We start from the raw sequence: 25,980 nt of genomic DNA on the forward strand, positions 1-25,980 counted from the left end.
ATGAGTTAAGGCAATAGCACCTTAACTCGTAGCTTTTTTTTATGAATTTACCCAACTCGATTACCTTTTCTCGTCTACTGGCGTTGCCGTTCCTCTTGTACGGTTTGAATAACCCGACTGAGCGATCGCGCTGGATTTGTTTGGTAATATTTCTGATCGCAGCTAGTACAGATTGGTTGGACGGTTATCTCGCTCGTAAGCTGAACCAAATCACCGAGTTGGGTAAGTTTTTAGACCCGTTGGTGGATAAGTTTTTGGTATTAGCACCTCTTTTGTCGTTGATTGAACTTGGACAGGTACCCGCTTGGGGTGTGTTTTTGATTTTGGCGCGGGAGTTAGTGATTGCGGGTTGGCGGGTTAACCCAAAGTTATCAGGGAGTAGTAGTATTAGCGGTGCCAATATATGGGGCAAGCTTAAAACAGTCAGTCAAATTGCTGCGATCGCACTATTAATTGCTCCGACACCTGATTCCTGGGAAACCCCTTCATTAGTGCTTTTCTGGATATCTGTCGCCCTCACTTGGATTTCTGGGGCAATATACCTTTGGCCACAAAAAAGTAATCAACCATCAGCCGTTTAACCGTAACAAAAGGTCAATAACTTATCAGTGATTTCTCGTTCGTTAGAAAGAGGAATCATTGTATAGGAATTTGTAATATGTCTGTACTATGACATAGAAATTTTTGGAGACAAGAGCATGGCTCTTTTTAAAATCGCGGATTTTAACCCAAACTATCAGCAAGACGCTTTTGAGGGTGAAGACATCAAAGGACTTGATGTCTATGCCGGGAGAACAGCAGAGAAAATTGGCACCATTGATGACGTACTCGTTGATGAAACCGGACGGTTCCGGTATCTAGTCATCGACACAGGGTTCTGGATTTTCGGCAAAAAAGTCTTGTTACCAGTAGGACGCTGTCATGTTGATACTGAGGCACACCGCATCTATGCCATAGGCATGGCTCACAAAGAGCAAGCAGAGAAATTACCGGAATACCATGACAGCATGACTGTTGATTACGACTACGAAGAGCGAGTTCGGAAAGTTTATCGCACTCCAGTCGCACAATCATCGGTACCAGTGGCGCTGGAACGACCAGTCGAGGCATCAAGAGTTGTAGGGATGACCTCTCAATCTGCTACACCACGACCTGCTTCTAATCCAGTCCGTCCTGCTGCTTATGACCACAACACCTACACCTATGACCATGAGCCTTCAATGTACCAGATGAATGAGCAGGAACATCAAAGACTCAGGCTCTATGAAGAACGGCTGGTTGCCAATAAACACCGTCGTAAAGCGGGTGAGGTAGCAATTGGCAAGCGGGTTGAAACAGAGCAAGCTAGAGTTTCGATTCCTGTTGAGAAGGAGCGAATTGTCATTGAAAGAACCACTCCTCAAGATGCTGGAAGTGCGGTTATTCCTGGTAATGTTGACTTCCGTGAGGGTGAAGTAGCTCACATGAGTGTCTACGAAGAGACGGCTGATGTTAGAAAGCAAGCCTTTGTGCGTGAGGAAGTCAACATCAGGAAGGAAGTTGAACAGGATACGGTAGATGCAACAGAAGTACTGCGTCGAGAAGAGTTAGATGTCAACTCTCAAGGACGTTCGATTGTCGATCGCTCTAATCAACGTCCCCATAACCGTTAAAGGAGTTCCTGGCAGCTAACTCGCTTGGATAATCTCGTCATCCAGAGAGAAATCGACCTCAAATGTGTCACGACCAGAAGCGAGATAATCGTTTTGAAAGGAATCGTTTAAACCACTCATGAGGTTGAACTCTGGCTGCCAGTTGAGTTGGGTTTTCGCTTTATCCACTGAGGCGAAGAAGTGCTGAACTCTCAAGGGGAAGGCTTTACGTTTGCCAAAATCAAACTGTTTTGGGTCGTAGTGGACTAACTTTAGAGCCTCAGCAGACTTACCAACCGCTTGGGCGCAGGCACGGGCAAGACCATCAAAGGTAACGAAGCGATCGCCTGATACATTATAAATTTGCCCAACTGCGGCTTTGTTTCCCAAAACCTGAGACATTGCCGTTGCTAAATCTTTGCAATGCCCAAACTGGGTAATATGCAGTCCATTGCCAGGGATCGGAATCGGGCGATCGCGTACAATTCGATCAAAAAACCAGGCTTCCAGGTCGTTATAGTTCTGGGGACCATATATATAAGTAGGGCGAATCGATGTCCAGGGTAATCCTAGCTGAGTAAGGTAAGCTTCTGTTTCATGCTTACCTTTGTGGCGGCTTTTTGGGTCAACGGCATCACCTTCGACATGGGGCAGTTGATCGGATTTTAGATAAACACCAGCAGAACTCATGTAGACAAAGTGTTTTACTCCGTCTTTGAAGAGTTCGGCTAGGGGTTGAGTGTCGTTGAGTTCTCGACCATTGTTGTCGAAGACAGCATCAAATTGTTCTTGCGATAATTGGTCTTTGAGTTGAGAAGCGTCAGTGCGATCGCCTTTTATCTGTTTTACACCGTCTACAGGTGCAGGTTTATTGCCGCGATTGAATAGCACCACTTCATGACCTTGTTCTACTAGGATTTTCGTTAAGTAGACCCCAATAAAGCGGGTGCCACCCATGATTAAAATTCGCATGATTTCTGTATTAACGCTTCGTTAGAGCTATATTACCGAGGAAGCGATGCTCTTTTTGCCTCAAAGTCGTAGCTGAGTGACGGCAATGCAACCAGAGAAGCAGACATCTACATCAGTTCCGGGAGTGCGCTTTCGTTTTCCGTATTCCCCAACGTAGTAATAGTTATCCCCTTCAACTCGGTAATTTACAGGTAACGGTTGCGTACAAGGTTGACAAAATACTACTTCTGGGTCTGGTGAACCAGGTTCTAGATGAGGCAAATTGACATTCCAGAAGGTTCCCGGTTCAATTGGGCGAGTCAGTAAGTCAGCCAACACCTTAGCCGTACACCGTGCGGCGACATCCCAGTCTACAATCAGTGGTCTTCTAATCCAGTGGGAAACGGCAATACCTGGAATACCAAGCATTGCAGCTTCACGGACAGCGGCGACAGTGCCTGAAATGTAAACATCAACCCCCATATTGCCGCCAGCGTTGATACCAGAGAGTACCCAAGTTGCCTCAGGACAAAGATGACTTAGGGCAAGACGAGTGCAGTCGGCGGGAGTTCCTGCGATCGCATATTCTGTATCTGAGCGACGCTGAACTTGGATGGGTTTAGTTGTTGTTACCCGATGACCACAGCCTGACCATTCTAGTTGCGGCGCGACAATTATACCTTTGCCATCAATAGCCTTGAGAAGCGATCGGATTCCGGGAGCGTCTATCCCATCGTCGTTAGTGAGAATTAGGGTCATAGATTTTTGTTGAGTAGTATAAAAGGCAACGCTTCCTCTCCTTTTGTCTAATTATTGGCATGGTTGCAGACCACAGCAACGATTTTCAACGCTATCCGGAATCTGTTGGCACTGCTTACAAGGATTGGTGGAGCCTTTACACTCTCACTGATGCTGTCAGTAAGCAACAAGTTGATAGAGAAAAATCATCCTCTGTGTTTGATTTTGGCTTGATGGTGCAGAGGGTGAAGCCTGAGCAACCGGAGAAAGGTGAAGCACAGGAGAAAACGGAGCGTTTGCCAGTTTTGGAGGGATTACAATTGCGATCGCATTACCAGAGCAAAGCATTAAATTTTTTTGCACTCCGGGTAGAGTCCGTAACTGATGAAATATTAAATCTTTATGAGAGTTGCCTAATTCTGGTCTAGAACGTTTAGACCGTGTTAACTTGTAAGCGAGAATGAATTCGGTTGCAGTGTTTGTTTCTAGTCTTGAAAGTTTTTCCCTTTTGGTCAGTACAGGCTTCTCTCCGAAATCTAAATCCTTACACCCTCTGATTTTGGAGACAATAATATGTCAATTTATGTAGGCAACTTATCCTACGATGTCACACAAGAAGACCTCAGCAGTGTTTTTGCAGAATATGGCACAGTAAAGCGGGTTCAGCTACCCAGTGACCGTGAAACAGGCCGTCTACGCGGTTTTGGGTTCGTGGAAATGGAAACAGAGGCAGAAGAAGCAGCGGCTATTGAAGCACTAGATGGTGCGGAATGGATGGGTCGCGACTTGAAAGTTAACAAAGCGAAGCCTCGCGAAGACAGAGGTTCATCTGGTGGTGGACGCGGAAACTTCTCTCGCCGCTACTAAGCGAAAGAGGGTAAACCCTTTTAGTTTCAGCCATTAAATTTCAGGGAAGAAGGCTTAAGTAGAAATGCTTGAGCCTTTTTTCTTGGAAAATTACTTCCTCATCTCCCTTAACTCGCTGCCATTCATCTTAATGTGAATGGCACTGACTTAATGAATGAATTCAACCTCGCCACCTCTCGATCAAACCTTGTGCAGGGGGTTTGGGGGAGGCACTCCGTCCCCCAATGGGGGGTTTGGGGGGAAGCCCCCCAATCAGGGTTTTTCTATGAGCGATTACTTTTCGCTTAAGTCAGTGACATTGACCTTCAGATAATGCACGAACATTCAACCTGCGGCCCTCAGTGCGACTCTTCATAGTTTCTTAGTAGAATCGAGTGGCACTGTGTATCGGATGTGATTGTGCATCAATCTGTTGCAGAAGCAGTTCATTGCATTAATCCTGATTGTCCCCGTCCTTATCCTCAGCCTTGGGGTAACAAGTTTTGTAATGGCTGTGGAGCAGCGTTGTGGCTAAATGACCGCTACGTTCCGCTTCAGCGTTTAGGGTCAGGGGGATTTGCCACTATCTACACCATTTGGGATTCACACAAGAAATCAGAGCGAGTACTAAAGGTATTAGTAGAAACATCGCCCAAGGCATTACAGCTATTTGAGCAAGAAGCCGCTGTTTTGGCACGTTTGAAGCACCCCGGCATTCCGAAAGTTGAGGTCGATAGCTATTTCCTGGTGACATTGCCGAGTCCCAAAGAACGGTTGCTTCCCTGTCTGGTGATGGAAAAAATCCACGGTCAGACCTTGCAGGATGTTCTAGATAAGCATCCTCAGGGGTGTTCAGAGGAATCAGTCCGAGATTGGCTCTACCAAACTGTCGAGATTTTACGGGAATTACATAACTCTGGCATTATTCACCGTGACCTCAAACCCTCAAACTTGATGCTGCGTGAACGAACAGGGCAGCTAGTCGCGATCGATTTTGGAGGGGCAAAACAAATTGGCTTGATGCCCTTGGGTTCTCAGGCTGTTTCAACTCGGCTAATTTCTCCAGGCTATAGTCCCCCAGAACAGATTACAGGTGAAGCGGTAGGGCCTGCGGCGGATTTCTATGCACTGGGTCGAACAATGATTCAGTTGCTGACAGGTCAAGAGTTGGGAAATTTACAAGACCCTGTAACAGGTGAATTTCGTTGGCGTCACTGTGCAGCAGTTAGTCCAGCATTAGCTGACTTACTTGATGACATGGTACGCATCGACCCCCAACAACGACCAGCAACAGCTAATGAGATTCAGCGGCGTTTGGCGATGACTCCAGTCCTCAAGCCGAAGTCTCCTTCAGCAACACCTTTACCTGAAGCAATCGCAATTGCTGTAGATACAACACTAGAAGTAATAGACGGTGCGATCGCCTCTGTTGGTCAAGGGGTTTTGGGAATCGTCGGTTTCGTATTTCGAGTCATCACCGGAACTGTCCTTGCCTGTGTGGATACAACCTGGGAGATGGTGTTAGGTGGTGTTGGCGCAACTGTTGGCGCAGCCGTTGGATTTACGTTAATTAATTGGACACCAATAGGCGATCGCTTTGCAGATTGGCTTTCTCTACAATTACCGCTTATCTTGCCTAATATTCAGGTAACGGCGTGGCAAGAACTACTTTTATTTGCGATCGCGGGTTTAGGTACAGCCGCAGGTTTGACGCTAGCTGGAGGTTTTGGTCAACAACGGCGTCCTATAGTTGCTGGATTAATGGGCATTCTTGGTTATGGCATTGGCTGGTTGATTTGGCAAGCGGCAGTGCCATTTGCTCCCGTAGAGCGGTTACTAGGGATAATTACTGCCGTTGCCGTTGCTCCCCTTGTCTTAGGCTTAGGGTTGCCTAGCCATTACCTCGTTCATGCCATAGTTGCCGCAGCAGGTACAGGTACAGTTCTTGGCGGTTTAGTCTGGTTAAGGTTCTTACCTGCCGATTTTCTCGTTAATCTGTTTTCTCACGCTGATGCGAGTTTGGCAAATTTTATCAACAGTCTTGCTTTTTTCTGCTTGTGGGCTGCCTTATTAGGATTCTGGTTAGGGGTTAGTTATTACCTTTTAGTACCTGTGCTGCGTTGGCTAGGTTGGCGTTGATATTCGCTTTGTTGTTTGTTCTTTGCTAAAGACTACGAATAACAACTAACCAACAACAAATAACACTTTTATATCCAACTCAGGATAGATGTACGCTACGCCACAATAAAAATGGAAATAGGATTAGTTATCGAGGACACCGTGTTCTCAACACAAAGCACTATGAGTACCGAGCTAAATCCAACCTATAGTTATAAAGTTGGTGGGCATTTGCCACTTGATGCTCCTACCTATGTAGTGCGGCAAGCTGATTTTGACCTTTATGAAGGACTGAAAGCTGGAGAGTTTTGTTATGTACTTAATTCCCGGCAGATGGGGAAAAGCAGCTTGCGGGGGCGAACGATGCACAAGCTACAAGCAGAAGGAATTGCCTGTGCAGGGATTGACCTGACGAAGATTGGTAGCCAAGATATTATCCCAGATCAGTGGTATGCAGGGGTGATTAGAAGTCTAGCGAGAGGGTTCACTCCCCTGTGTCCTTCTCTGTTGAGGGGAGATGAAGGAGGGTTCAATTTACGAACTTGGTTAAGCGATCGCGAATATCTGTCTCCTGTTCAGCGCTTAAGCGAGTTTATTGAACAGGTATTACTCACTTCAATTAGCCAAAATATTGTCATTTTTATAGACGAAATTGATAGTACCCTTAGCTTAAATTTCAAAACTGACGACTTCTTTGCATTTATCCGGGCTTGTAATGAATATCAACGCCTGACGTTTGCTCTACTCGGAGTAGCAACACCCTCGGATTTAATCCAAGATAAAAAGCGGACACCCTTTAATATCGGTCGGGCAATTGAATTACAGGGCTTTCAATTAGATGAAGCACAGCCTTTAGCCAAGGGATTAGCGCTAAAAGTTGCCAATCCCCAAGCGGTACTGGAAGCGGTATTAGATTGGACAGGAGGGCAACCGTTTCTTACCCAAAAGCTGTGTAATATCATCTTCCACTCTGATTCAATAATCCCAGGTAGAGAAGCAGAGGGCGTTGCCAATCTCGTACAGTCACGACTCATTGAGAATTGGGAAACTCAGGATGACCCTCCGCATCTGAAGACAATTCGCGATCGCATTCTCCGAATTGGTAAACGCACAGGCCCTTTACTAAAGCTTTATCGGCAAATTTTGCAGCAAGGTTCAATCATTGCTGATGATAGCTCTGAACATTTAGAATTACGCCTTTCTGGGTTGGTCGTCAAGCGACCGGGTTCAGATGAACACCAAGGTCATCCCTGTTTAAGCGTTTACAACCGTATTTATTCGTCTATATTTAACTGGAGTTGGCTGAACAAGGCATTAGCAGATTTTCAGCCAGATTTTTTAGAAGTTGTTGCCAATCAAGAGCAAAAACTTTTGTCCATGCTAGGAGTCATGGATGGTAAAAACTTTGATGATATTCTTTATGAAATTTTGGGTTCAGTAATCCTGAAAGTTGGAGAATTACTCCATGTAGATCAAACGACTATTTTCTTGATTGACGAGGAAAAAAATGAGATATGGTCAATTTTGGCTAAAAACCAAAGTGGTAGTTCTCCAGAAGTTGAAATATCAGCAAATCGAGAGATTGTTGGTCTAGTTGCCACCTTGAAGGAAATGGTTAACATTCCTTTCTACTTCTCAGAAAATCTATCTAGTGTTAGCCAAAACAAAGCTAAAAGAACAGGCTACCATACCTATACTTTACTAGCGCTACCACTGTTGAATGAAAAGGGCAATTTAGTTGCTGTTGTTCAGTTACTCAATAAGCTAAAAATAGATACTAATCCCAACGCTCCACTTTTAGATAGAATTGATAAAAAAGGGTTTACAGAAGCAGATGAAAAGCAGTTTGCTGAATATGCACCTGCGGTTCAACGAATTCTCGAACGATGTCAGTCTTGTTATAAATTAACTCAAAGACTCCAAGCCTCAGAAGCACTGACAGAAGCAACGCGATCGCTTTCTCAGAGTAGCCTAGACTCCGAAGAAATCCTTGGGCGAGTCATGGAAGCGGCAAAGAAGCTAATGAATGCTGACCGCAGCACACTGTGGCTATTAGACCGCGAGGTGGGTGACCTATGGACAAAAATCCCTCAAGCTGATGGTTCAGTCAAAGAAATGCGTGTACCCATAGGTATTGGTTTTGCTGGAAAAGTTGCAGAATCTGGTGAGATTTTGAATATTCCCTTTGACCTTTACGATCATCCTGATTCGGCTAATTCCAAAAAATTTGACCAGGCTACAGGCTATCGAACTTGTAGCTTGCTCTGTATGCCCGTTTGGAGTCCTGATGGTGAATTATTAGGAGTTACTCAACTCGTCAACAAACGGAAACAAGGCGAGTTCCCTGAGTACAACCCAGCAGATTGGCCCACAGCACCAGAATGCTTTAAAGCCAGCTTTGATGCCAATAGTCAAAAATATATGCAAATCTTTAACGCTCAAGCAGGTGTAGCACTGCAAAATGCGAAAAAGTTTGCCACAGTTAAACAAGAAGCAGAAACTCAGCAACAAAACGTCGTCAGCCAAACCCTAGCAATGCTCAATCGGGTGATGGAAAATGATGGCTTTGATGATATTCTCGATGCGACATTACGTTCGATCACGATAAAACTAGGAAAATCTTTAAGTGCAGACCGAACAACGATTTTCTTATTAGATGAAGAGAAAAACGAATTTTGGTCAATTATTGCTGAGGATGAAAATGAAGGTGAAGGTTCCCTAGAGATTCGGATTCCTGCCGACAAAGGGATTGTTGGTGAGGTGGCACTACGCAAACAATTGATTAATATTTCCTTCGATTTCTATGATGATCCACGCTCAGTGACAGCTAAAGAATTTGACAAGAAGAATGGATACCGTACCTATACGATGTTGGCATTGCCACTCTTAAATGAGCAGGGTGGTTTAGTAGCGGTTGTCCAGTTACTCAACAAGTTAAAACGGGGATATAGCCGAATCGCTCCTCTATCAGAAAAAATTGACCAAGAGGGCTTTACACAAACTGATGAAGAACGATTTGCAGAAAATGCCCCATTAATTGAAATGATTCTAGAAAGCTTCCGTTCCTATCACAAAACAGCGAGAGGACAACGAGTAGCCGCAGCACTGATGGCAGCAACACGTTCAGTCAGCCAGAGTAGTTTGGAACTCGAAGAAATTCTCAAACGGGTGATGGAAGCAGCGAAGAAACTAATGAATGCTGACCGCAGCACGTTATGGCTTTTAGATCATGACGCTGCTGAATTGTGGACAAAGATTCCTTTTGAAGATGGTTCATTAGGAGAAGTCCGTGTACAGGTTGGGGAAGGCTATGCAGGTAAAGTTGCCGAATCTCACAAGCCTCTGAATGTTCCCTTTGATCTCTATGGTTACCCAGGTTCTGAGACAGCTAGAAAAACTGATCAAAAGAGTGGTTATCGCACTTATAGCTTGTTGTGTATGCCCGTTTTTAGCCCTGATGGTGAGTTGATTGGTGTCACTCAATTAGTGAATAAGAAGAAACCCGGTGATTTTCCTGAGTACAACCCAGCAGATGGAATAGAAGCGCCAGAACACTTGCAAGTCAGTTTTGATGAAAGTGATCAAAAATATATGCAAATATTCAACAATCAAGCTGGCGTTATTCTTCAGAATGCCGAATTGCTAGCCGCTGTCAAACGACAGGAGGAAACACTGCGAGATCAACTCACTGCAACATAAGCCAGTTTGTAGCAGAAGCCGTCAGCTATCAGCCATCAGCTTTTTTGTTTTCCTAAATATATTGGAACCGCCAACAGTTCGGGCACGACGTGCAATTTCAGGATGATTGTGCTGGAAGAGAGTGACATGATCGGTATCCAGAATATAGCGACTCACGCTGGCTAATTCTCCCCTAGTGTGACTTCATCAGTAGCGACTTCGGCATCTAGTTCACGTCGATAGGCAGCCATATCTTCTACAAACTCATCAAAGAGTGGATCGTCTTTGAACATACGCTATTCTTGTCCTGAGTCTAATCTAACAACTAGGCTCTTCGTCATAGCCATCATCCTCTCGATCTCGTCGTGCACAATGACTTCCAATATCAGGAGCGAGAATGAACTCTTTCTTTAGTTGCGGTTCGCCATACACTTTATTAGGTACATAACCTAAATTTTCAATCCAAGCAACAAATTCATTCACATAGGGCTGATTCGCTGTTGATTTATGCCCCTGTTGTGCATGAATAATGGGTGTAAGTGAAGTAGGTAAGGGAATGGGTTTGTCGCCAAAGTAGTAGAAATGCCGAGACATCAAGACATACACACCACCTAAATCTTGCTCTCGGTTACTCTCATTGTGAACACTTGCTCGTAATGTTGGCGGTGTACCCTGGCTGTAATCGTAGATGCAGTCACCAACACGATGCTCGAACTTCTGGCTGTTCCACTTTGGAATTTTGTAAGGACTATGAACTCGGCAAAACTCGTCGTACTCTTGCTGAGTCATTTTGTCAGTCACCTGCATCGTATACACAATGCAACTAGAGATATTGCCAATTGGTGAATGTGCAGAACCAAGTCCAACAACCCAATCTCCAATATTTGCTGCTCGGCGAATAGCAGGTTTACAAATTGCAAGTGTGCAAAGTTCCCAAAAGGGATTGGGAGCAGCACCATCATCGTAACGTAGACAGTAGGAAAAGAGTTTCATACAGGCAGCTTCCGTCTGGACAAGTAGGGGAAGAAGCAGTTATGAAAATACGATAGAAGCAGTTTACTGTATGTGTATGCCACTGTTTTAACAGAATGTATTGCTGCTACGACATCAAGTGATAAAAGTATTCTAACTGCGTCCCATTACGAAAGTTCCTGGAAAAGCGATTGTGCTGCTGACTCCACAAACTAAAGAAAATACTTGTCTGTTTCGCAGACTGCTGCCGTAAAAGTAGCTGAAGCGATTGGCGATCACACAATTGATTTCCTCCTCTACCACGCTGGAATTTGGGAAGAAAACGCTTTTGAGTCAACGTATTCTTTTGAAAAATCAACACGGAGGAAATGGAGCAGATTACGTTAATAGGAACTAAGAAATAGGAAGAGGACAAGAGAGCAAAATCTCTTTTGTCCTTTTTAGAAGACGTACTACGTCATTACTAAATCTGCTTAGGCTTATCCGAAAGCAACGGGGCTAAAGACAACCCAAAAGACGAGTACAACACCAGCTAAAACCATGCTGTAAGTGACGTTGCGCTTGTGGGTTTTGGAACTGCCTGCAGGTTTCATCAGTTTATCGTCTGTTTCCTCAAAAATACTTAAGTTGCTTCTGGTAGGAGCCGCCGTTCTCAGGCTGACTGCGACCAAAATGACGACAGAAAGAACAAACAGCAGAATTGCAAAGTGCAAGAAATTAATGCTGGCATACATCACCAATGGCTTCCAGGTAATCCAACCTGCTTTTACTCCTAGCTCCGAAATAAATCGGATTGCCCCAAGGATAAAGCCGCTAATTAGAGTGGCTTTCGCATTTGCAACTGAAGAAACGCTACTATCCTGTAATAATAACGACAGTCAATGAATCATCTTTTTATTTTTTTATCTTTGTTAAATTAATTAATAATTGGGGTTCAAGAACGTATTAATCATCCGCTTAATGTAGGACTGATTGGGTTTGGGATGTCGGGACAGGTGTTTCATGCACCGATGATTAATGCGGTTTCTGAGCTAAGGCTAGCAAAGGTTGTAGAGCGACCTAAGGAAGAATCAAAGCGCACCTATCCTTGGGTAGAGGTTGTCAAGGATATCGATGATGTCTTGAATGACAAAGCAATTGATGTGATTGCGATCGCAACTCCTAATTCCTCCCATTTTGAACTTACCAAAAGGGCACTTTTAGCTGGAAAACATACTGTTGTTGATAAACCATTTACTATTACTTCACACGAAGCACAGCAATTAATTGATTTAGCTAATCAGACGAATAAACTCTTAAGTATATTTCAAAACCGGAGATGGGATAGTAGTTTTAAGACACTTCAACAAGTTATAAATCTAAACTTACTAGGAGAACTGGTAGAGTATGAAGCACATTTTGACCGCTTCAAAAATCAAATCAAACAAAATGCTTGGAGAGAAACCAGTGGACTCGGTTCAGGGGTACTATATGACTTGGGTACACATTTAATTGACCAAGCACAAGTCCTCTTTGGTTTACCCAAATGGATTACCGCCGACATCCGAACGCAACGAAAAGGTGGAGTTGCAGATGATAGTTTTGAAGTAATTCTTGACTACAACCACCTGAAAGTTACTTTAAAATCCGGGATGTTGATCAGAGAGACAGGAGCAAGCTTTAGCTTACACGGTACTGAAGGCTCATTTATCAAATATGGTCTTGACCCACAAGAAGATGCCTTGAAGCGTGGCGAGACACCTTTAAATACCCAAAATTGGGGACAAGAACCAGAGGAAGAATGGGGACTACTCAATACGTAGCTAAACGGCTTGCATTACCGTGGGAAAATCGAAACCATTGCAGGTTCCTATCAGTCCTTTTATCAAAATATCTATGATGTTATTGCAAACAGTCAAGAGCTGATAGTCAAGCCGGAAGAAGCAAGAAATACAATCCGCATCATTGAGTTAGCATTCGAGAGCAACAGGCAAAAGCGTTCAATAGCGTTTTCTCTGTAACTTTCAGCAAGCTTTTAACCTTTGTAGCCGCCGATTTAGTTAATCGTGAAATACCGTTCGTTTCTTGGCTATAACTTTGCCGTCTGGATCGAAGTTAATTTGATACTGAATCCAGGCCAGATCGCACAGAAGTGAGCAGCGACCATCATTCCCATAAGACCATGTAGACTGCGACATTAAGTCAGAGTTACCAAAGGATTCAAGATTTCTATGTAAGGGATTGCCTAGTAACTCTAATACCTTAGTTCTCGTCATTCCTGGCGTTATGTTGTTAAAGTCGGTTTCTGAAAATTCTGGAGGAAGTATAGTATCAAGGGTGGGATAGAGGGAAAAGTAGCTTTCTGTATGCGTGTACATATAGGTGCATACATAGAGGATAAGTAGTAATATGCCTGAGCCAAATATCTTAGGGATTAATTTCATAAACGTCCTCCTTTGGCGACTCAAACGGAACTAGAACTTGTAATGGGAAAAGGCGATATGCGATCGCCTTTTCCAAAAATATCTCTTCAAACCATAGCGCAAACCCAAACAATAACTCTTGTAGAGTAGGGTAACGCTCACCTACCCCTGTGTCTTGGTGGTAGGGCAAGAAGGCAATGCACAAGAAAGCCGAAACCCTAATTTTTCTATGTCTTAGCCTGACTTGTGCGCTACAACCTACGACCTAACACCTAACACTTTGATATGGGAATGTAAAACAGCTTACCAAGGACTGCCCACCATCGTAAAGCTTGCCCAATAGTAAGGATGTTTCAAATCTTTGTCTCCCATCCTTACTAATTCTGGTGGTAGAGGTAATGTTTTAGAGGTAGTAACTAGTTGACCTCCTTGGATCTGCACTTGTCCCTTAAGCATCGCGAGTTGAGTCTGTCGTAGTGCCTCCGCCTTAATTGGTGCTTGCCTCAACTGTTCGTACATTTGGGTCATTAGCCCCAATGTTCCTTCATCACTAACAGACCACAAACTCGCTAAAACTGATTTTGCTCCAGCCTGCACCGCTAGCCCTGCAAACCCTAACTCCGCTTCCTCATCTCCCAATGCCGTTTTACAAGCGCTGAGTACTAAGAGTTCTACGGGTGGGTTATTCCAGCCCAATTGAGACAACTGATCCAGACGCAGTTTAGTATCCCACAGTTGAATGTAAGAGTTCTTGGGGGCACCTGAGCGAAAAACAGCATGGGTCGCTAGGTGAATGATGCCATACGGTCGCTGCTTTCGCTGTGCTTTGAGGTTCTGTAAGGTAAAGGCATCATCAAGGAAAGACTCGCCTTTCCACAGAGACGAAGTAATCGTCGATAACTCCACTGGCACAGCCGGTAAAGGCCTTAGATCAGTAAATTTCTCTGCTCCCATTGCCAGAACCTGCGCGTCTTTAATATCCGTGTAGCTGGTGTCGGTGAGGGTCAGGCTAGGTAGTAAACCAACACTGTATTTCTCAATGAGAAACTCTTGACCATCATAGAGGGCAGCTATAGGAAGAGAGCGCAAGCCAACATCCATGACGAAGCCAAGATTTTGGATACCTTGTGCTTTCAACTCAGCTTCAAGAGGGGCAATCATCCATTGATAAAGTTGCTTCCCTGGAAATAGATAGTCATCTTTACTGCGAACATTAGTCACTTCCAAGCGCAACTGATCAGCAACTCTGAGGACTTTAGCACGAGTTGTTCCCTCTACTCGCTTGCGAATTGGTGCGCCCGTAGGAGTCACCAGTACTAATTCCAACTGGTATTCAAAATTGCGGATATTGGAGTTGAGGCTTGCGGACGAGCTACTATTTGCCTCATCCTGGGTAAGCGTCTGAGGCACAAACGTGACATAGATGACAGCTGGTTTAACGCCAGTCGCTTGCTCAATGTTTTGAAGAGTAGTTTGGCTGCTTGACAAAGTTGCGTTTGCCGACGGAGCCTTAAAAGACTTTCCAAAATATTTCTCAAACTGAGAAGTAAAAAAGCGATCGCGCGTTTCCACGATGTCAGACGCATCTTCCGCTGAAGCCACCTCCTGAGCCGCTGGTTGTTGTAATGAATTCGCTAACAGGGAGTTGTTTGTACTGGGGTCATCACCTGGGTCATCGCCTGGGTCGTCTCCAGGATCATCACCTGGGTCATCACCTGGGTCGTCTCCAGGATCATCACCTGGGTCATCACCTGGGTCGTCTCCAGGATCATCACCTGGGTCATCACCTGGGTCATCACCTGGGTCATCACCTGGGTCATCGCCTGGGTCATCGCCTGGGTCATCACCTGGGTCATCACCTGGGTCATCGCCTGGGTCATCGCCTGGGTCATCGCCTGGGTCATCGCCTGGGTCATCACCTGGGTCATCGCCTGGGTCTGGGTCTGTATTATCTGTGATATTAGGAGGCCCTGCCTGATTCCCTGGACCTTGCTCACGTTGATTGATAGTACCAGGAGTAATGGTGCCTGCCGCTGTTAACGTTACAGCCCCCGAATCGCCTGGTCCCTGCTCACTCGTATCAATACCATCGACAGTGATATTGCCTTGAGTGGAAGTTATCGTTACAGAACCCGCATTGCCTGGACCCTGCTCACTTGTATTGATGCTGCCAGTATTGATGTCATTGACGGCGGTCAATCTTACCAAACCCGCATCGCCTTGACCTTGATTAGACGTGTCGATATTTCCCACGTTAATACTGCCTGCTGCATTCATAATTAGCGACGGAGTCGTGGTCAACGTCACAAAATCTGGATCGTCAGCAGGAATTGCCCCTGTCGTGTCTGGCCCAGTGATTGTAATATTTCCTCCTATAATGCTGCCCCCTGAAATAACTTTCAGAGCAACTCCTGTGTAGTCACCCAAATTCACATCAGTAGCTGAGTCAATAATTGGGTCATAAAGGCTGTAAAAGTTGCCAAAGCCACCTGAACGGTTGAGAACCGAGAAGCTACCGCCACTCTTAAAGTGAGCATCGCCAGAGATAATCCCATCACTAACAAGACTTAGGGAATCCCCACTTTGGAACGGTGTCTGTTGATGATTCAGGGCAAGGATATCAACACCTTGAATGCCTTCAACATACAGATTTCCCCCTGTCTTGGCGATGAAGGGATTTGCCACACTATCTCGCACACGCACTGTATCCTGTGCCAGCAGATTCAAATCACCTGTCGTCTGTAGCGTGCTTTCTACTAACGTGAGATTATTCTGAGCCGATAGTGTTGCTGTTTGAGATGTTACCTGATTGGCGACGATATCCCCGTCCTCAATTGGCAAACCCGATCCAGCGAGTTCTGCCTGTCCGGTACCATTGACTACAATACCTGTGTTTTGTCCACTTCCAGTGAGCAATTGAGGTAATGACAAAGGCGTTAAGGGGGCATCTGACGGCGAAATCTCTAAACTCAGCAGGTGTCCGGGTTGGGTGATGCGTAAGAGACTTTCACCGGGAACTGTGGCTACGTTAATCTGTCCACCTGGTGCTGACAAACTACCCGTGCTGACGACAGTACCACCCAATAGGCTTAAGTTCTGACCGTTTGCTACACTCAGTTGACCCGCATTCACAATTGCCCCAGGTGTTCCAGTGGTAGAGAAGTCGAAGGCGCTAGGTGTCCCAACCAATGTCGCGTAATTATTCGGTTCAGTAGCACTAAACCACTGATTACCCAAGCCAATACCAGTTGCTGTAGTTGCGGTGAAAGCGGCTGGCACATCCAGACGCGCATTCTGACCAAAGACAATGCCAGCCGGATTCATTAAGAAAAGATTGGAATTACCCCCAGTGACTTGAATCAATCCGTCAATGACTGAGGGATTACCACTATTAATACGAGTGAGGATATTCTGAATCGTTGGGTTGGAGAGGAAGTTTGCTGTCTGGTTTTGATCTAGACCAAACTGTGTAAAACTATGGAAGAGATTTGCCCCATCTGCCGATGTCTGACCGCCAGTAATGTCATAGCGTGTGCCATCAGGTGATACAACAGTGCCCGTGCCATCAGCCGCAGGAATAATTGGTTGTGCTTGTGCGACAGATGGAAACAGGCACAAAAAAGAAACTAGGAAATAATTATATTTTCGTTTCACTTTTCTGACCTCATTTTCCTTTTCCCCACGGGGAAGCGAACTATCGTTCCCAAACATTTTGCGACCTGCGGTTAGCGGCTTCTGCCTACAGCCACTTTCCTTGAATTTTCTAATGAAAATAAAGACACTGTTCATTTCAACGGATTGCACTGCCAACTTAACTCCAGCCATCGAGTGTAGGAAATCTAGAACCCCGATGAGCCTCAAACTCAATTTAAATCTGTTTGATTACTTCATTAATAATAGATCTCTGCGCTTTGTCTAGAGGTCAGAGGCTACTAACAACAGACGAAACTGCTAGATCTATCAACGGATTAGGTAATCACACTCGATGTCATTTAGTCTTGACGTTTGTCAGACAAATTAAGTGCCCTGAGAATGGAAGCTCATTAAAACTGTTCACCTTACTGTTTTCCTACGAACGCCAATCTAATTTCTGTTTAAGGTAGTGCTGAAACAAGTACCTGTACTCTTGTGTTCTTCCCTGGCACTATCAAGGCAGTCTTGCCCTTTTACAGTATTACGCTGAAGCTTAGAGGTTTCGGGAAATTTACACGCGCTGCCTTACCTAAGAGTCTGAGTACTGTCTTCTAGCAATGCTTTGAAGGTGAATTGTTGGCTTTGTATTAAATAGTATATCGCAAAGCTTATCTTGTAAGGTGTTCTCTGTCGATGCAACGATCTTCTTTAAGATAATTTCCTGTATCAAGAGAGTATTTCATAAAATCTTTTTATTAGTAACTTAATCCAGGATTTATAATAGTAAAATTCAATGTAATCTTAGGAAATTAATAAGGTAATAACCAAACTTATTCCCTAACCTGATATTAGAACAATTGATAATAAATTCTTTGTAAAAGTGCCCTAAACAAAAGGTTTAAAAGGGTACGCTGTTGTGTACCCCTTTCTAAAAGGTGATGCAATATCAAGATGAAATTGAAAGTCTCGACTCACTAATAGCTAAACGCTGCTTCTTGGCGTCCTACTACTTCTGGTGTACCCGCAACTAAACGCAACTGATCACAATGGAATGTTAACCAAGGTTGCTCTAAGCCTAAGCTAGCAAAGGGGCTGCCGACGGGAACTTGTACCTCGCTGCTTACAAGACCGACTTGAGCTTGTAACTCACCCTTGAATAAGAGAATAGAAGCTAATTCTGTGCTGAAAACATCGCCGCTAAACGGCAAGGGTAACCCAAAGTTTTGTGGGTGGTAGCTGAGGCGGCATAGCGTCTGTTCTCCCTGACGAACAATAACGCGCTTGTTATAACCGGAGGTTGTGCGATCGCTATCTTTCCAAGTAAAGTCAGCCATTTGTTTCGGGAGTCCCCAAATTTCTCGTCCCCCCTCAACTGAATCAGCGTTGTCTACATAGATGTGAGAAATCCAACCCCCAACTCTGCTGGTATACCGTACAAGACCAGCCACCACAATCAACTCACTGTACTCCAACACGGAACCGGGACCGTAATTGGATAGATAAACCCCGCCTATAGTCTTGCCAGGAAAGACAGAGACAATCTCAAATTCTTTAGGGATAAGTGGACGTACTCGCTCAATATCAATGAGTTGAACAGTCTGAAGAGCGTAGCCTCGGAGTGTCCAGGGTGCCGATGGATAGGCCATAGCAATTTGGGATTCTAGGTTGGTAGTACTGAGCCAGATGTAATGTACATTTCAGTCCTTTAATCACTTAGCAATTTGTAAGTCGTCGCTTTTTGTCTGTTGTTCAATGGAAGCAACACACTACAGAAACAATCAATTGCTACCGTGACAAAAACTCAGGCTATAAACCGAAGTAATTAACCGAACTTGAATTACAAACGGCACTATACTCCTAAGCTTAATTCCCAACTTTTAAGAGTTCCTATATCCATAGGAGCATAATCTATGACCTGCAACTGCCAGACACCCGCCGTTGGTAGATTGAGGAGTTGCTTAAGTGCAGGTGTAGTATCTACAGAATAGGTTTCTTGGATTTGAGTTCTAGAACCAAGAGTGCGATTTTGTATCAGCACAGTCTGACCTGTGGGTGCTTTCAAGCTCACCTCAATATCTCCTAAAAAAGCGTGTTCAACATTGACTGTGACCTTAATCTCTCGTACAGTTGCTGAGTCATTCACCCGAATCGCACTCATAATCCCTTGGGGGTTGTTGTCAGGAATCCCAACCGCGCTATCGTTACGTCCTGTGATGCGGCGAACACTAGCTTGGGAACTTTGGGCGATTTTCTGCTTAGCCGCTTGTACCGCTTTAAAGGCATTTACCTTGCCATAACCGAACCACTGCGAAAAACCATTTGTATCGTAAGTACCCAGCCGCATTCCTAACTGGGGGTCAGCATCTCGGTCAACAATTTTGTCTGCTGTTTCTTGGAGAAGACGCTTCACATCTTGCGCTGTAAGGTCAGGGTTGGCGGAGAGTACCAATGCTGCGACACCTGCAACGACGGGACAAGCACTGGAGGTGCCGCCAAATGAACTGACAAAGTTTCCGGATTCGTACCCTAGCACTCCTACCAGATCCGCAGTAAAAACACCCAATCCAGGAAGTTGTGCAGTTACTTCTGGTGCCGTACTAATAAAGCCAGTTTTTTCAAACCACATTCCGGGTGGTGCATTGTTGCTGGGCGCACATACCGAGACATTTGTACCCCAGTTGCTATAGGCAGATTTTTTGCTGAGGCTGGTACAAGCAGAAACAGTGATGACATCTGGGTGAATCGTGAAGCCACCCAGCCAGTTTGTCGGACCATTAAGTAAGCCACTCGGCCAACCTCGCTCAAAGATGGTGCCACTGACGGGACGATTGGCATTACCTGCTGCGAAGACAACAACACAGCCTTTCCCTTGGCGCCCTTGGGTTGCAGCACGGGTAAGGGCTGCCCGTTGACGTAAGGAGAGGGGGAAGTAAACGGCGGCGGGTCCCCAACTGCACGAGACGACACTTGCACCATTGGCAATGCAATAGTCAAACAACTGTTCTATGGTGTCATCATCCAAGTAACCAGTGGTGCGGAGAGGCATCAATGCACAGCCAGGGGCAACACCGACAATGCCATTGCCATTTTCTTCAGCAACCGCGATTCCCGCACAAGCGGTTCCATGACTCTCATCCGAAATATCTGGCAGGGGCAAAAAGTCTTGGTTTTTGAAGTCTTTGGGCGCAACAATTTTGCCAGTCCCTTGAAAATCTGGATGGTTCAAGTCAACGGCATCATCAGCAACGGCGACAACAATAGAACGAGTGCCGCGAGTGATGTCCCAAGCTTTTTCAATATCGATGTGAGAATTAGTGGCTAGCGCTGAACCACCGTTGTGGTAGAGATACCACTGTTGAGAATACTGGGAGTCACGGGGGCGGTAGTGAGAGTCTTGGGGAACAACGATGTTGGGTTCAGCCGTTAAGACTTCGGGACGCCCCATTAATCGGTTAGCGATTTTAACCGGATTTTCTGTAGCGTTACTGGTGACTTGGAAGACGAAGGTGTTGGGGATGCCCTCTACGGGTTTCACCGATTGTAAGCCGAATTCGGAGGCGATCGCATTAATTATTCCTTCATCCGTTTCTGGAGTAAATTGAATTGTCAACTGGTCAGTTAGGTAAACCAGTGTCTCAGGATTATTCTTGAGTTGGTAAACATGACTGGCATAGGCGACAGCATCACTATTGCGTGCTGCCTGCATTGCCCTGTCCCGTTGCCGGGGGTCAACTCGAAATTCTTTGAGTAGAGTGCGGGGAATTTCTCGTTGTTCTTCGATGGGTAAGGCTTGTGACAATTGTTCAGCAGCGTCAGAAGTTGTGCTAACTGTAAAGCGATCGCTTACCTTCAAAAGTGCTAGTTCCTCGCCTCCTCTTTGTAACAGTACGCCCACATTTTTTTCCGGGACACCCGTTGTCGAGGGAGAATCTTCTGGTGCAGACTCTGGGAGGCTAGTCATAGGTTATACGGCTCCAAACAAACACTATTTTCCATTCTCAAAGGGTGTCTAGGCTAGTCGGCCTATGAAGGTGTTAGGTCGTAGGTAGTAGATTTTAGGGGAAAAGCGATCTCTTCAATGTTGGTCAGGAAACTTTTTAGTTTCGGTTTCAGTCTAACCTCGCGAGACTTTGGCACTTTCTTTACTGTCAGTACTACAACCGATAGTCCTCTGGCAATGGTAAGATACCGAAGTTTGATACGCTGTTTCTTTATCGATAACCCCAAAATTATTTCATGGTCTCCTCTGGAACTGTCCGTCGCCTAGGCTTTACCTGCCTTGTCTCCTTACCATTCACGGCTGCTTTGGCGCTCCTGCCTCCGGCACAGGCTCAAAATGCTGACCCTGTGTTTCCAGAAGGTGCCGATGAAATGCAGCAAGACTTGACCGATCCCAATGACCTACGACCTTTGACCCAAGATAGCAGCCTTCTAAGTTTACAAGGAGGGCAGCGGTTGATGGCAGAGGCAAGTGGTGCGGTTGATTCACAAAACTATACCTTAGCTGCAACAAAGCTTCAGGAAGCACGTCAAGTCTTCAACCAGTTGTCTAATTTCTACCAACAGCTATCGACCAGTTTTTCGGGAATCGACAACCGGATTTTTGATGCCCAACGTCAAAAAGCCCTGGAAACAGCAGAAATGCGAGATGAAGCAACTTATCAGCTAGCACTGGTGCATCGGGCACAAAACCAGCCTGAGTTAGCTGTACCGTTGTTAATTCAGATTATTCGTTCTCAGAACCCAACACGCGACTTAGGTAAGCGGGCTTACCAGCAGCTATTTGAGTTAGGGTTTGTGGATTCTCCCTATCCTAGACCGCGTGATAGCCAGCCTACTTCTTCCTCGCCTGCGACTCCTGGAAGTTAAATTAGACGTAGAAGGTTTAGGAGAAACGGGAGTATCGAATGATTAACCTAGAGCAAGTTGAGGCAATGATCAAGGCAGAGCTACCAGATGCTCAGGTGCAGGTTCAAGACCTAACGGGTGGTGGTGACCATCTTCAAGCAATCGTTGTTTCTTCGGCATTTGAAGGTAAGTCCCTGGTGAAACAGCACCAGCTTGTTTACGGGGCGCTGCAACAAGCGATGGCAACAGAAGCCATTCATGCCCTAGCTCTTAAAACCTATACACCTGCTGCGTGGAATGCGGCGAGTCAGGTTGTTTAAGCCGCAACCTTTAAAGGTACATTCTCAACCATCGCTAAACTAGAGCTATGGGAAGATACACAAAGGGATTTAACTAAAACGATGACACCAGAACTGAAAGAGCGAATTGACAGCTTAGTAAACCAGAACAAAATTATGGTTTTCATGAAGGGCACAAAGCTGATGCCCCAATGTGGTTTTTCTAATAATGTCGTCCAGATTCTGAATACTCTAGGTATTCCTTTTGAAACAGTGGATATCCTGGCGGATCAGGAACTGCGTCAGGGAATCAAAGAATACTCCAATTGGCCGACAATTCCCCAGGTGTACATTAACGGGGAGTTTGTCGGTGGCTCAGATGTGATGATTGAGCTATATCAAAACGGTGAATTACAGCAACTAGTTGAAGTGGCTCTGGCTTCCTAAAAAACAACGGCTGAGCACAGTCCACTACTCAACCAATAAAGCTTGTGCCAGTAATTCTGTCAAAGCAAGTTGTACTCAAAAAAGCCCGCAAGTGTGGGCTTTTTTCATATCTTCTCAACCAACCAAGATGTATGACCTTAAAGCTGAAATTGCATTTATTCCTACTGATTTAGGAGGACGGAGGATGCCGACCTGTTCCGGCTGGCGTCCGCAATTTCGCTACTGTGATCAAGACGAGCCTGAAGACTGGGATGTCGTTTTCTTCACAGATGAAGATGTTGAATGGGTAACGCCTCGTCAAACGGTTAAAGCCTACTTGTGCTTTCTAAGCCCCCATCGTCAGCTCGGCAAGCTTTATCCTGGTACAGAGTTTCTGTTACGTGAAGGCGCTCGTATTGTCGCAAAAGGGAAAGTTCTTGAAATTTTGGCACTTGAAGAATCGGCTAGAAAACGAGTAGAAAGTCAATCCTACTAAGCGATAGCGGCATTAAAGTTGCGTCTTGATACACTACTTTAACTAAGCCTAAAAAAGCACTAGGCAATTGGTTTATACCCAATTGCCTAGTTTTTGCCTATTTACTAATAACCAGTAACTACAAGTGCTAATAGTAGTCAGTTTCTGGTTCTGGGAGAGGCATCACTTCAAAATTAGAAGGGTCTCGTAGGTAGCGGGTAGCTTCCTCTTCTAAACGGTGGATGCGGTAGGATTCAAGGGCATTTGTGTGCCGGAGGGCTGCTAGGTAGCCATCAATATACAACCGCAGGTCATCGAAGCGATAACCTCTATTCCACATAAAAACTAAAGCATCAGTAAGCTGTTGGTAGTAGCGTATGGTTTCAGTATCTTGAAGCATGGTTTAAAGAGTTTTGAGTTGGTAATTTTAAGTTTTGAGTTGTACGCTGTCAATTGGATGAGTCACACCTACAATGACAAATACTACTCATTGTTATTGTGCCCAAGGTAAGCAGGGAAATCTCCTAGCTTGGGTAAGAAGAATATTTCCCGCTTAGTTGGCAAAATTGTCATAGGACTGATTTTTCGGAAACTAAAGTGTATAGGCAAGAAAGGCGATCGCATGGATCGCCTTTCTCTCAGCTGAGGTAGAGATGCTTGGTTATACGGCATCGCCCAGTTGGGGGTATTTTTTTGAGCAATCGGCGGTTCAGACATCAGCTTACTCAGCAGCAGTCGAATACGTTAATGTTCGTTAAGCTTATTGTACCCCTAGAGCCACTATACGGTTGGAGCCTTCCTCTTACTATCTAGTAGAACAGTTCTGGGGAACTGTTGAACTGGCTATCTTTATATCTTCCCTCGAAGTGAGCTTGCTTCCTCAGTAACAGCTGTTACAAAATCTTGACATTAGCTTTGATAACCTGAGACGCACCGCGTCAAGGAAGTAAGCTGCCGTGGGATTGGTTTCTATTCAAATTGTTGAGGGTAATCCTCATTTGCGATCGCTATTGGGCTGGCACTTACAGCAATCAGGCTACTGGGTGCATCAATCAGCAACACTGCATCAGGCAAGAGACACGTTCTACCATCGTCAACCGACACTGGTTGTTCTTGACTCTGATTTACCTGATGGTGACGGTGTCGAGTTTTGTCGCTGGCTTCAGCAGCAGCGGCAATCGCTGATTTTAATGTTGTCTGCCCGCAACACAGAAAGTGATATCGTTGCCGGACTCAAAGCTGGTGCGGATGATTACTTGACTAAACCGTTTGGGATGCAAGAGTTTATGGCGCGGATTGAGGCACTAATTCGACGTGTCCGCACAACCGCTGCGCCAATTTCTCTTGAATATGGTGACCTTAAAATTGACCTCGTGCAGCGTCGTGTTCGCTTCAAAGACGAGTTTATTGACCTAACACCTCAGGAATTTAGCTTGCTCTATGTGCTGGCACAAGCAGAAGGACTGCCTCTAAGTCGTTCTGAACTCCTACGCCGCGCTTGGCCGGATGCCATTGACAACCCACGCACGATTGACACCCACGTCCTCTCCCTCCGTAAAAAGATTGAAACCGATCCCCGACAACCTAGCTTGATTCAAACCGTTCGCAACGTCGGCTATCGGTTCAACCCCGCCGTAATTCAAGGAAATCAGATTCCATCAGGAGAACTAGCGACTCAAAGAATTAATGCTGGATATCCTGCTGCATCAGTAGCAGCTAGAGTAATTCAGCAGTAAATCAAATGAACTAGCAGCGCCTCAAATGAGCTGGGTAATTCATCCCACCTTAAAAAACTGGGATGAACTGCGACCTTTCTGTAAACTAGAATGGGATGCAAACTGTTTAAGTTTGTGTGAAGTATTCTGGTAACTGCGTTATGACTATGGTATTCACAGCCGCTTTTTTCGCGACTTCTGCTTCGCCAATCGTAGCTCCTGAACGCTCCAGTCAAGTTACCCCCAAGCACTATCCCAACTACAAGGTAATTGTGCTAAACGATGACTTCAACACGTTCCCGCATGTTGCCGAGTGCTTGATGAAGTATATTCCCAACATGACCAGCGATCGCGCTTGGGAACTTACCAATCAGGTACACTACGAAGGTCAAGCGACTGTCTGGGTTGGCCCTCAAGAGCAAGCGGAACTTTATCACCAGCAGCTTAGTCGTGCTGGATTAACAATGGCGCCTCTAGAAGCTGCCTAAATAAACATCATGAGCAACCCCAACGGCGGTAGATTGGTTTGGAATCACTCAACTCACATTCCGGGGCTAATTCCCGTACTCGAACGACTCCTCGGTAACAGTAGTAGCATTCAAACCATTACTCCTGCCGTGATTGGACGTGCTAGAAGTCATTGTCCTCGGTTGGAATTGAAAGTATCTGTACCGATTCGGGGCGGATATAAGATTATTGCCAGGGCTGGAAAGACGTTTCAAGAAGTGTTTATTCTGACTGTCTTGGATAAGGAAGAGCTAGAAAATGCGATCGCAAAAGCCCTAAAACGCTAAGAAGTTCTCAAAAAAACTCATAGCAGAAAGCCGTCAGCTTGTCGCGTATCAGCTTTTTTGTTTCCCTTGTTCTGTCTAGATTTGGCATACCTCCCGCTGCACCTCATCTCTCCAGGAAACCGCTATAGCCACTAGCTATCGGTAAAACTAATAGAGAAAAAATGCGAACAAAGCTTTGTACAACTCCCTAGGACTTGTGCGTAATCCCCTATTCACAAGTTTTTCACAATTTCTACTTAGTATTCAAAAATCAGGGTTTTAATAGGTGTTAGGTATTCGGTGGTAGAGGAGAGGTATTTTCATTGCAATGTTTGTGTACTCCTGTTCATGGGTGTCTTCTTGCTAAGTTAATGTGCAATAAAACTGTATAAATCTTGATAGTGAGTTGTTAGTTTTTAGGCGTTAGTAATAAAAAATGTTGCTCAACTCCTCCTTTGACTTTTCAGCAACCAATATTTCCCTAATAACCAATAAC

At 45.2% G+C, this 25,980-nt stretch carries 26 protein-coding genes, 2 pseudogenes and 1 CRISPR repeat array; of the genes and pseudogenes, 15 read left to right on the top strand and 13 right to left on the bottom strand.

All coding sequences use genetic code 11. The features are described from left to right. The first annotated feature begins 41 nt into the window (after positions 1 to 41). Both pgsA and H6F98_RS07230 read left to right on the top strand, forming a co-directional pair. Positions 42 to 581, top strand: a complete 540-nt coding sequence (pgsA, locus tag H6F98_RS07225) for a CDP-diacylglycerol--glycerol-3-phosphate 3-phosphatidyltransferase (protein WP_192217993.1) — start codon at positions 42 to 44, stop codon at positions 579 to 581. A 117-nt stretch (positions 582 to 698) separates the two neighbouring features. Then, positions 699 to 1,652: a DUF2382 domain-containing protein gene (locus H6F98_RS07230; RefSeq protein WP_192217994.1), complete on the top strand. Its 954-nt coding sequence runs from the start codon at positions 699 to 701 to the stop codon at positions 1,650 to 1,652. Between the two features lie 15 nt (positions 1,653 to 1,667). On the opposite strand, the gene H6F98_RS07235 is transcribed toward H6F98_RS07230, so the two are convergent. Then, positions 1,668 to 2,603, bottom strand: coding sequence for an NAD-dependent epimerase/dehydratase family protein (locus H6F98_RS07235; protein WP_192217995.1), 936 nt, complete (start codon positions 2,601 to 2,603; stop codon positions 1,668 to 1,670). A 60-nt stretch (positions 2,604 to 2,663) separates the two neighbouring features. Beyond that, positions 2,664 to 3,341, bottom strand: coding sequence for a 5'/3'-nucleotidase SurE (gene surE / locus H6F98_RS07240; protein ID WP_192217996.1), 678 nt, complete (start codon positions 3,339 to 3,341; stop codon positions 2,664 to 2,666). Positions 3,342 to 3,400: 59 nt separating this feature from the next. Here surE and H6F98_RS07245 point away from each other — a divergent pair, with 59 nt between their 5' ends. The 4 genes from H6F98_RS07245 (at position 3,401) to H6F98_RS07260 (ending at position 9,983) form a co-directional block, all read left to right on the top strand. Continuing rightward, positions 3,401 to 3,748: a hypothetical protein gene (locus tag H6F98_RS07245; protein ID WP_192217997.1), complete on the top strand. Its 348-nt coding sequence runs from the start codon at positions 3,401 to 3,403 to the stop codon at positions 3,746 to 3,748. A 145-nt stretch (positions 3,749 to 3,893) separates the two neighbouring features. Further along, positions 3,894 to 4,187: an RNA-binding protein gene (locus H6F98_RS07250; protein WP_192217998.1), complete on the top strand. Its 294-nt coding sequence runs from the start codon at positions 3,894 to 3,896 to the stop codon at positions 4,185 to 4,187. A 399-nt stretch (positions 4,188 to 4,586) separates the two neighbouring features. Next, the gene (locus H6F98_RS07255; protein ID WP_192217999.1) at positions 4,587 to 6,305 is read left to right on the top strand and encodes a protein kinase domain-containing protein; all 1,719 of its coding nucleotides are present in this window, start codon (positions 4,587 to 4,589) and stop codon (positions 6,303 to 6,305) included. 162 nt (positions 6,306 to 6,467) lie between these two features. Next, on the top strand, positions 6,468 to 9,983 hold the full coding sequence (locus H6F98_RS07260) for a GAF domain-containing protein (RefSeq protein ID WP_192218000.1): 3,516 nt from the start codon (positions 6,468 to 6,470) through the stop codon (positions 9,981 to 9,983). 21 nt (positions 9,984 to 10,004) lie between these two features. On the opposite strand, the gene H6F98_RS33970 is transcribed toward H6F98_RS07260, so the two are convergent. From H6F98_RS33970 to H6F98_RS07270, 3 genes are all read right to left on the bottom strand, one after another. Continuing rightward, positions 10,005 to 10,139: a hypothetical protein gene (locus tag H6F98_RS33970; RefSeq protein WP_277927533.1), complete on the bottom strand. Its 135-nt coding sequence runs from the start codon at positions 10,137 to 10,139 to the stop codon at positions 10,005 to 10,007. A 141-nt stretch (positions 10,140 to 10,280) separates the two neighbouring features. Next, a complete protein-coding gene (locus H6F98_RS07265) occupies positions 10,281 to 10,955 on the bottom strand; it encodes a hypothetical protein (RefSeq protein ID WP_192218001.1) in 675 nt (224 codons plus the stop codon). Positions 10,956 to 11,413: 458 nt separating this feature from the next. Beyond that, complete coding sequence (locus tag H6F98_RS07270) at positions 11,414 to 11,668, bottom strand: hypothetical protein (RefSeq protein WP_192218002.1); 255 nt, start codon at positions 11,666 to 11,668, stop codon at positions 11,414 to 11,416. Positions 11,669 to 11,902: 234 nt separating this feature from the next. On the opposite strand from H6F98_RS07270, the pseudogene H6F98_RS07275 reads away from it, so the two are divergent. Continuing rightward, a pseudogene (locus H6F98_RS07275) lies at positions 11,903 to 12,934 on the top strand (oxidoreductase). Between the two features lie 39 nt (positions 12,935 to 12,973). Here the strand turns inward: H6F98_RS07275 and H6F98_RS34580 are convergent. The 3 genes from H6F98_RS34580 to H6F98_RS33400 form a co-directional block, all read right to left on the bottom strand. Continuing rightward, a complete protein-coding gene (locus H6F98_RS34580; RefSeq protein ID WP_192218003.1) occupies positions 12,974 to 13,189 on the bottom strand; it encodes a hypothetical protein in 216 nt (71 codons plus the stop codon). 151 nt (positions 13,190 to 13,340) lie between these two features. After that, complete coding sequence (locus H6F98_RS07285; RefSeq protein WP_192218004.1) at positions 13,341 to 13,526, bottom strand: hypothetical protein; 186 nt, start codon at positions 13,524 to 13,526, stop codon at positions 13,341 to 13,343. 113 nt (positions 13,527 to 13,639) lie between these two features. Beyond that, positions 13,640 to 14,938: a CHAT domain-containing protein gene (locus tag H6F98_RS33400; protein WP_313929811.1), complete on the bottom strand. Its 1,299-nt coding sequence runs from the start codon at positions 14,936 to 14,938 to the stop codon at positions 13,640 to 13,642. A gap of 55 nt (positions 14,939 to 14,993) precedes the next feature. Continuing rightward, positions 14,994 to 15,274: a CRISPR direct-repeat array (repeat unit 29 nt; unit sequence GGGTCATCACCTGGGTCATCGCCTGGGTC). Between the two features lie 168 nt (positions 15,275 to 15,442). On the opposite strand from H6F98_RS33400, the gene H6F98_RS07295 reads away from it, so the two are divergent. Next, complete coding sequence (locus H6F98_RS07295) at positions 15,443 to 15,619, top strand: hypothetical protein (protein WP_192218005.1); 177 nt, start codon at positions 15,443 to 15,445, stop codon at positions 15,617 to 15,619. Positions 15,620 to 16,360: 741 nt separating this feature from the next. Here H6F98_RS07295 and H6F98_RS34400 read toward each other — a convergent pair. The 3 genes and pseudogenes from H6F98_RS34400 to H6F98_RS07310 form a co-directional block, all read right to left on the bottom strand. Beyond that, positions 16,361 to 17,161, bottom strand: a pseudogene (locus H6F98_RS34400) (filamentous hemagglutinin N-terminal domain-containing protein); the annotation flags it as partial. 782 nt (positions 17,162 to 17,943) lie between these two features. Then, positions 17,944 to 18,615, bottom strand: coding sequence for an acetoacetate decarboxylase family protein (locus H6F98_RS07305; RefSeq protein WP_192218006.1), 672 nt, complete (start codon positions 18,613 to 18,615; stop codon positions 17,944 to 17,946). A gap of 203 nt (positions 18,616 to 18,818) precedes the next feature. Next, a complete protein-coding gene (locus H6F98_RS07310) occupies positions 18,819 to 20,930 on the bottom strand; it encodes a S8 family serine peptidase (RefSeq protein WP_192218007.1) in 2,112 nt (703 codons plus the stop codon). Between the two features lie 275 nt (positions 20,931 to 21,205). Between H6F98_RS07310 and H6F98_RS07315 the strand changes: the two genes are divergently transcribed. The 4 genes from H6F98_RS07315 to H6F98_RS07330 all read left to right on the top strand — a co-directional run bounded on the left by H6F98_RS07315 (position 21,206) and on the right by H6F98_RS07330 (position 23,017). After that, positions 21,206 to 21,838, top strand: a complete 633-nt coding sequence (locus tag H6F98_RS07315; RefSeq protein ID WP_192218008.1) for a hypothetical protein — start codon at positions 21,206 to 21,208, stop codon at positions 21,836 to 21,838. 38 nt (positions 21,839 to 21,876) lie between these two features. After that, positions 21,877 to 22,137 carry a BolA family protein gene (locus H6F98_RS07320; RefSeq protein WP_192218009.1) on the top strand — a complete coding sequence of 87 codons (261 nt, stop codon included), beginning with the start codon at positions 21,877 to 21,879 and terminating at the stop codon, positions 22,135 to 22,137. 81 nt (positions 22,138 to 22,218) lie between these two features. Further along, positions 22,219 to 22,542, top strand: a complete 324-nt coding sequence (gene grxD / locus H6F98_RS07325; RefSeq protein WP_192218010.1) for a Grx4 family monothiol glutaredoxin — start codon at positions 22,219 to 22,221, stop codon at positions 22,540 to 22,542. Between the two features lie 127 nt (positions 22,543 to 22,669). Then, complete coding sequence (locus H6F98_RS07330; protein WP_192218011.1) at positions 22,670 to 23,017, top strand: elongation factor Tu; 348 nt, start codon at positions 22,670 to 22,672, stop codon at positions 23,015 to 23,017. A gap of 127 nt (positions 23,018 to 23,144) precedes the next feature. On the opposite strand, the gene H6F98_RS07335 is transcribed toward H6F98_RS07330, so the two are convergent. Together H6F98_RS07335 and H6F98_RS33085 are read right to left on the bottom strand one after the other, a co-directional pair. Beyond that, complete coding sequence (locus H6F98_RS07335) at positions 23,145 to 23,396, bottom strand: DUF6761 family protein (RefSeq protein ID WP_192218012.1); 252 nt, start codon at positions 23,394 to 23,396, stop codon at positions 23,145 to 23,147. Positions 23,397 to 23,479: 83 nt separating this feature from the next. Beyond that, positions 23,480 to 23,713 carry a hypothetical protein gene (locus tag H6F98_RS33085; protein ID WP_206759644.1) on the bottom strand — a complete coding sequence of 78 codons (234 nt, stop codon included), beginning with the start codon at positions 23,711 to 23,713 and terminating at the stop codon, positions 23,480 to 23,482. A 239-nt stretch (positions 23,714 to 23,952) separates the two neighbouring features. Here H6F98_RS33085 and H6F98_RS07340 point away from each other — a divergent pair, with 239 nt between their 5' ends. From H6F98_RS07340 to H6F98_RS07350, 3 genes are all read left to right on the top strand, one after another. Continuing rightward, positions 23,953 to 24,732 carry a response regulator gene (locus tag H6F98_RS07340; protein WP_192218013.1) on the top strand — a complete coding sequence of 260 codons (780 nt, stop codon included), beginning with the start codon at positions 23,953 to 23,955 and terminating at the stop codon, positions 24,730 to 24,732. A gap of 146 nt (positions 24,733 to 24,878) precedes the next feature. Further along, the gene (gene clpS, locus H6F98_RS07345; RefSeq protein ID WP_396810964.1) at positions 24,879 to 25,199 is read left to right on the top strand and encodes an ATP-dependent Clp protease adapter ClpS; all 321 of its coding nucleotides are present in this window, start codon (positions 24,879 to 24,881) and stop codon (positions 25,197 to 25,199) included. 9 nt (positions 25,200 to 25,208) lie between these two features. Further along, positions 25,209 to 25,505 carry a DUF2103 domain-containing protein gene (locus tag H6F98_RS07350; RefSeq protein ID WP_192218015.1) on the top strand — a complete coding sequence of 99 codons (297 nt, stop codon included), beginning with the start codon at positions 25,209 to 25,211 and terminating at the stop codon, positions 25,503 to 25,505. Positions 25,506 to 25,980 lie beyond the last annotated feature (475 nt).

The sequence above is a fragment of the Microcoleus sp. FACHB-SPT15 genome, from assembly GCF_014849525.1.
Taxonomy (GTDB): Bacteria; Cyanobacteriota; Cyanobacteriia; order Cyanobacteriales; family Coleofasciculaceae; genus Symplocastrum; species Symplocastrum torsivum.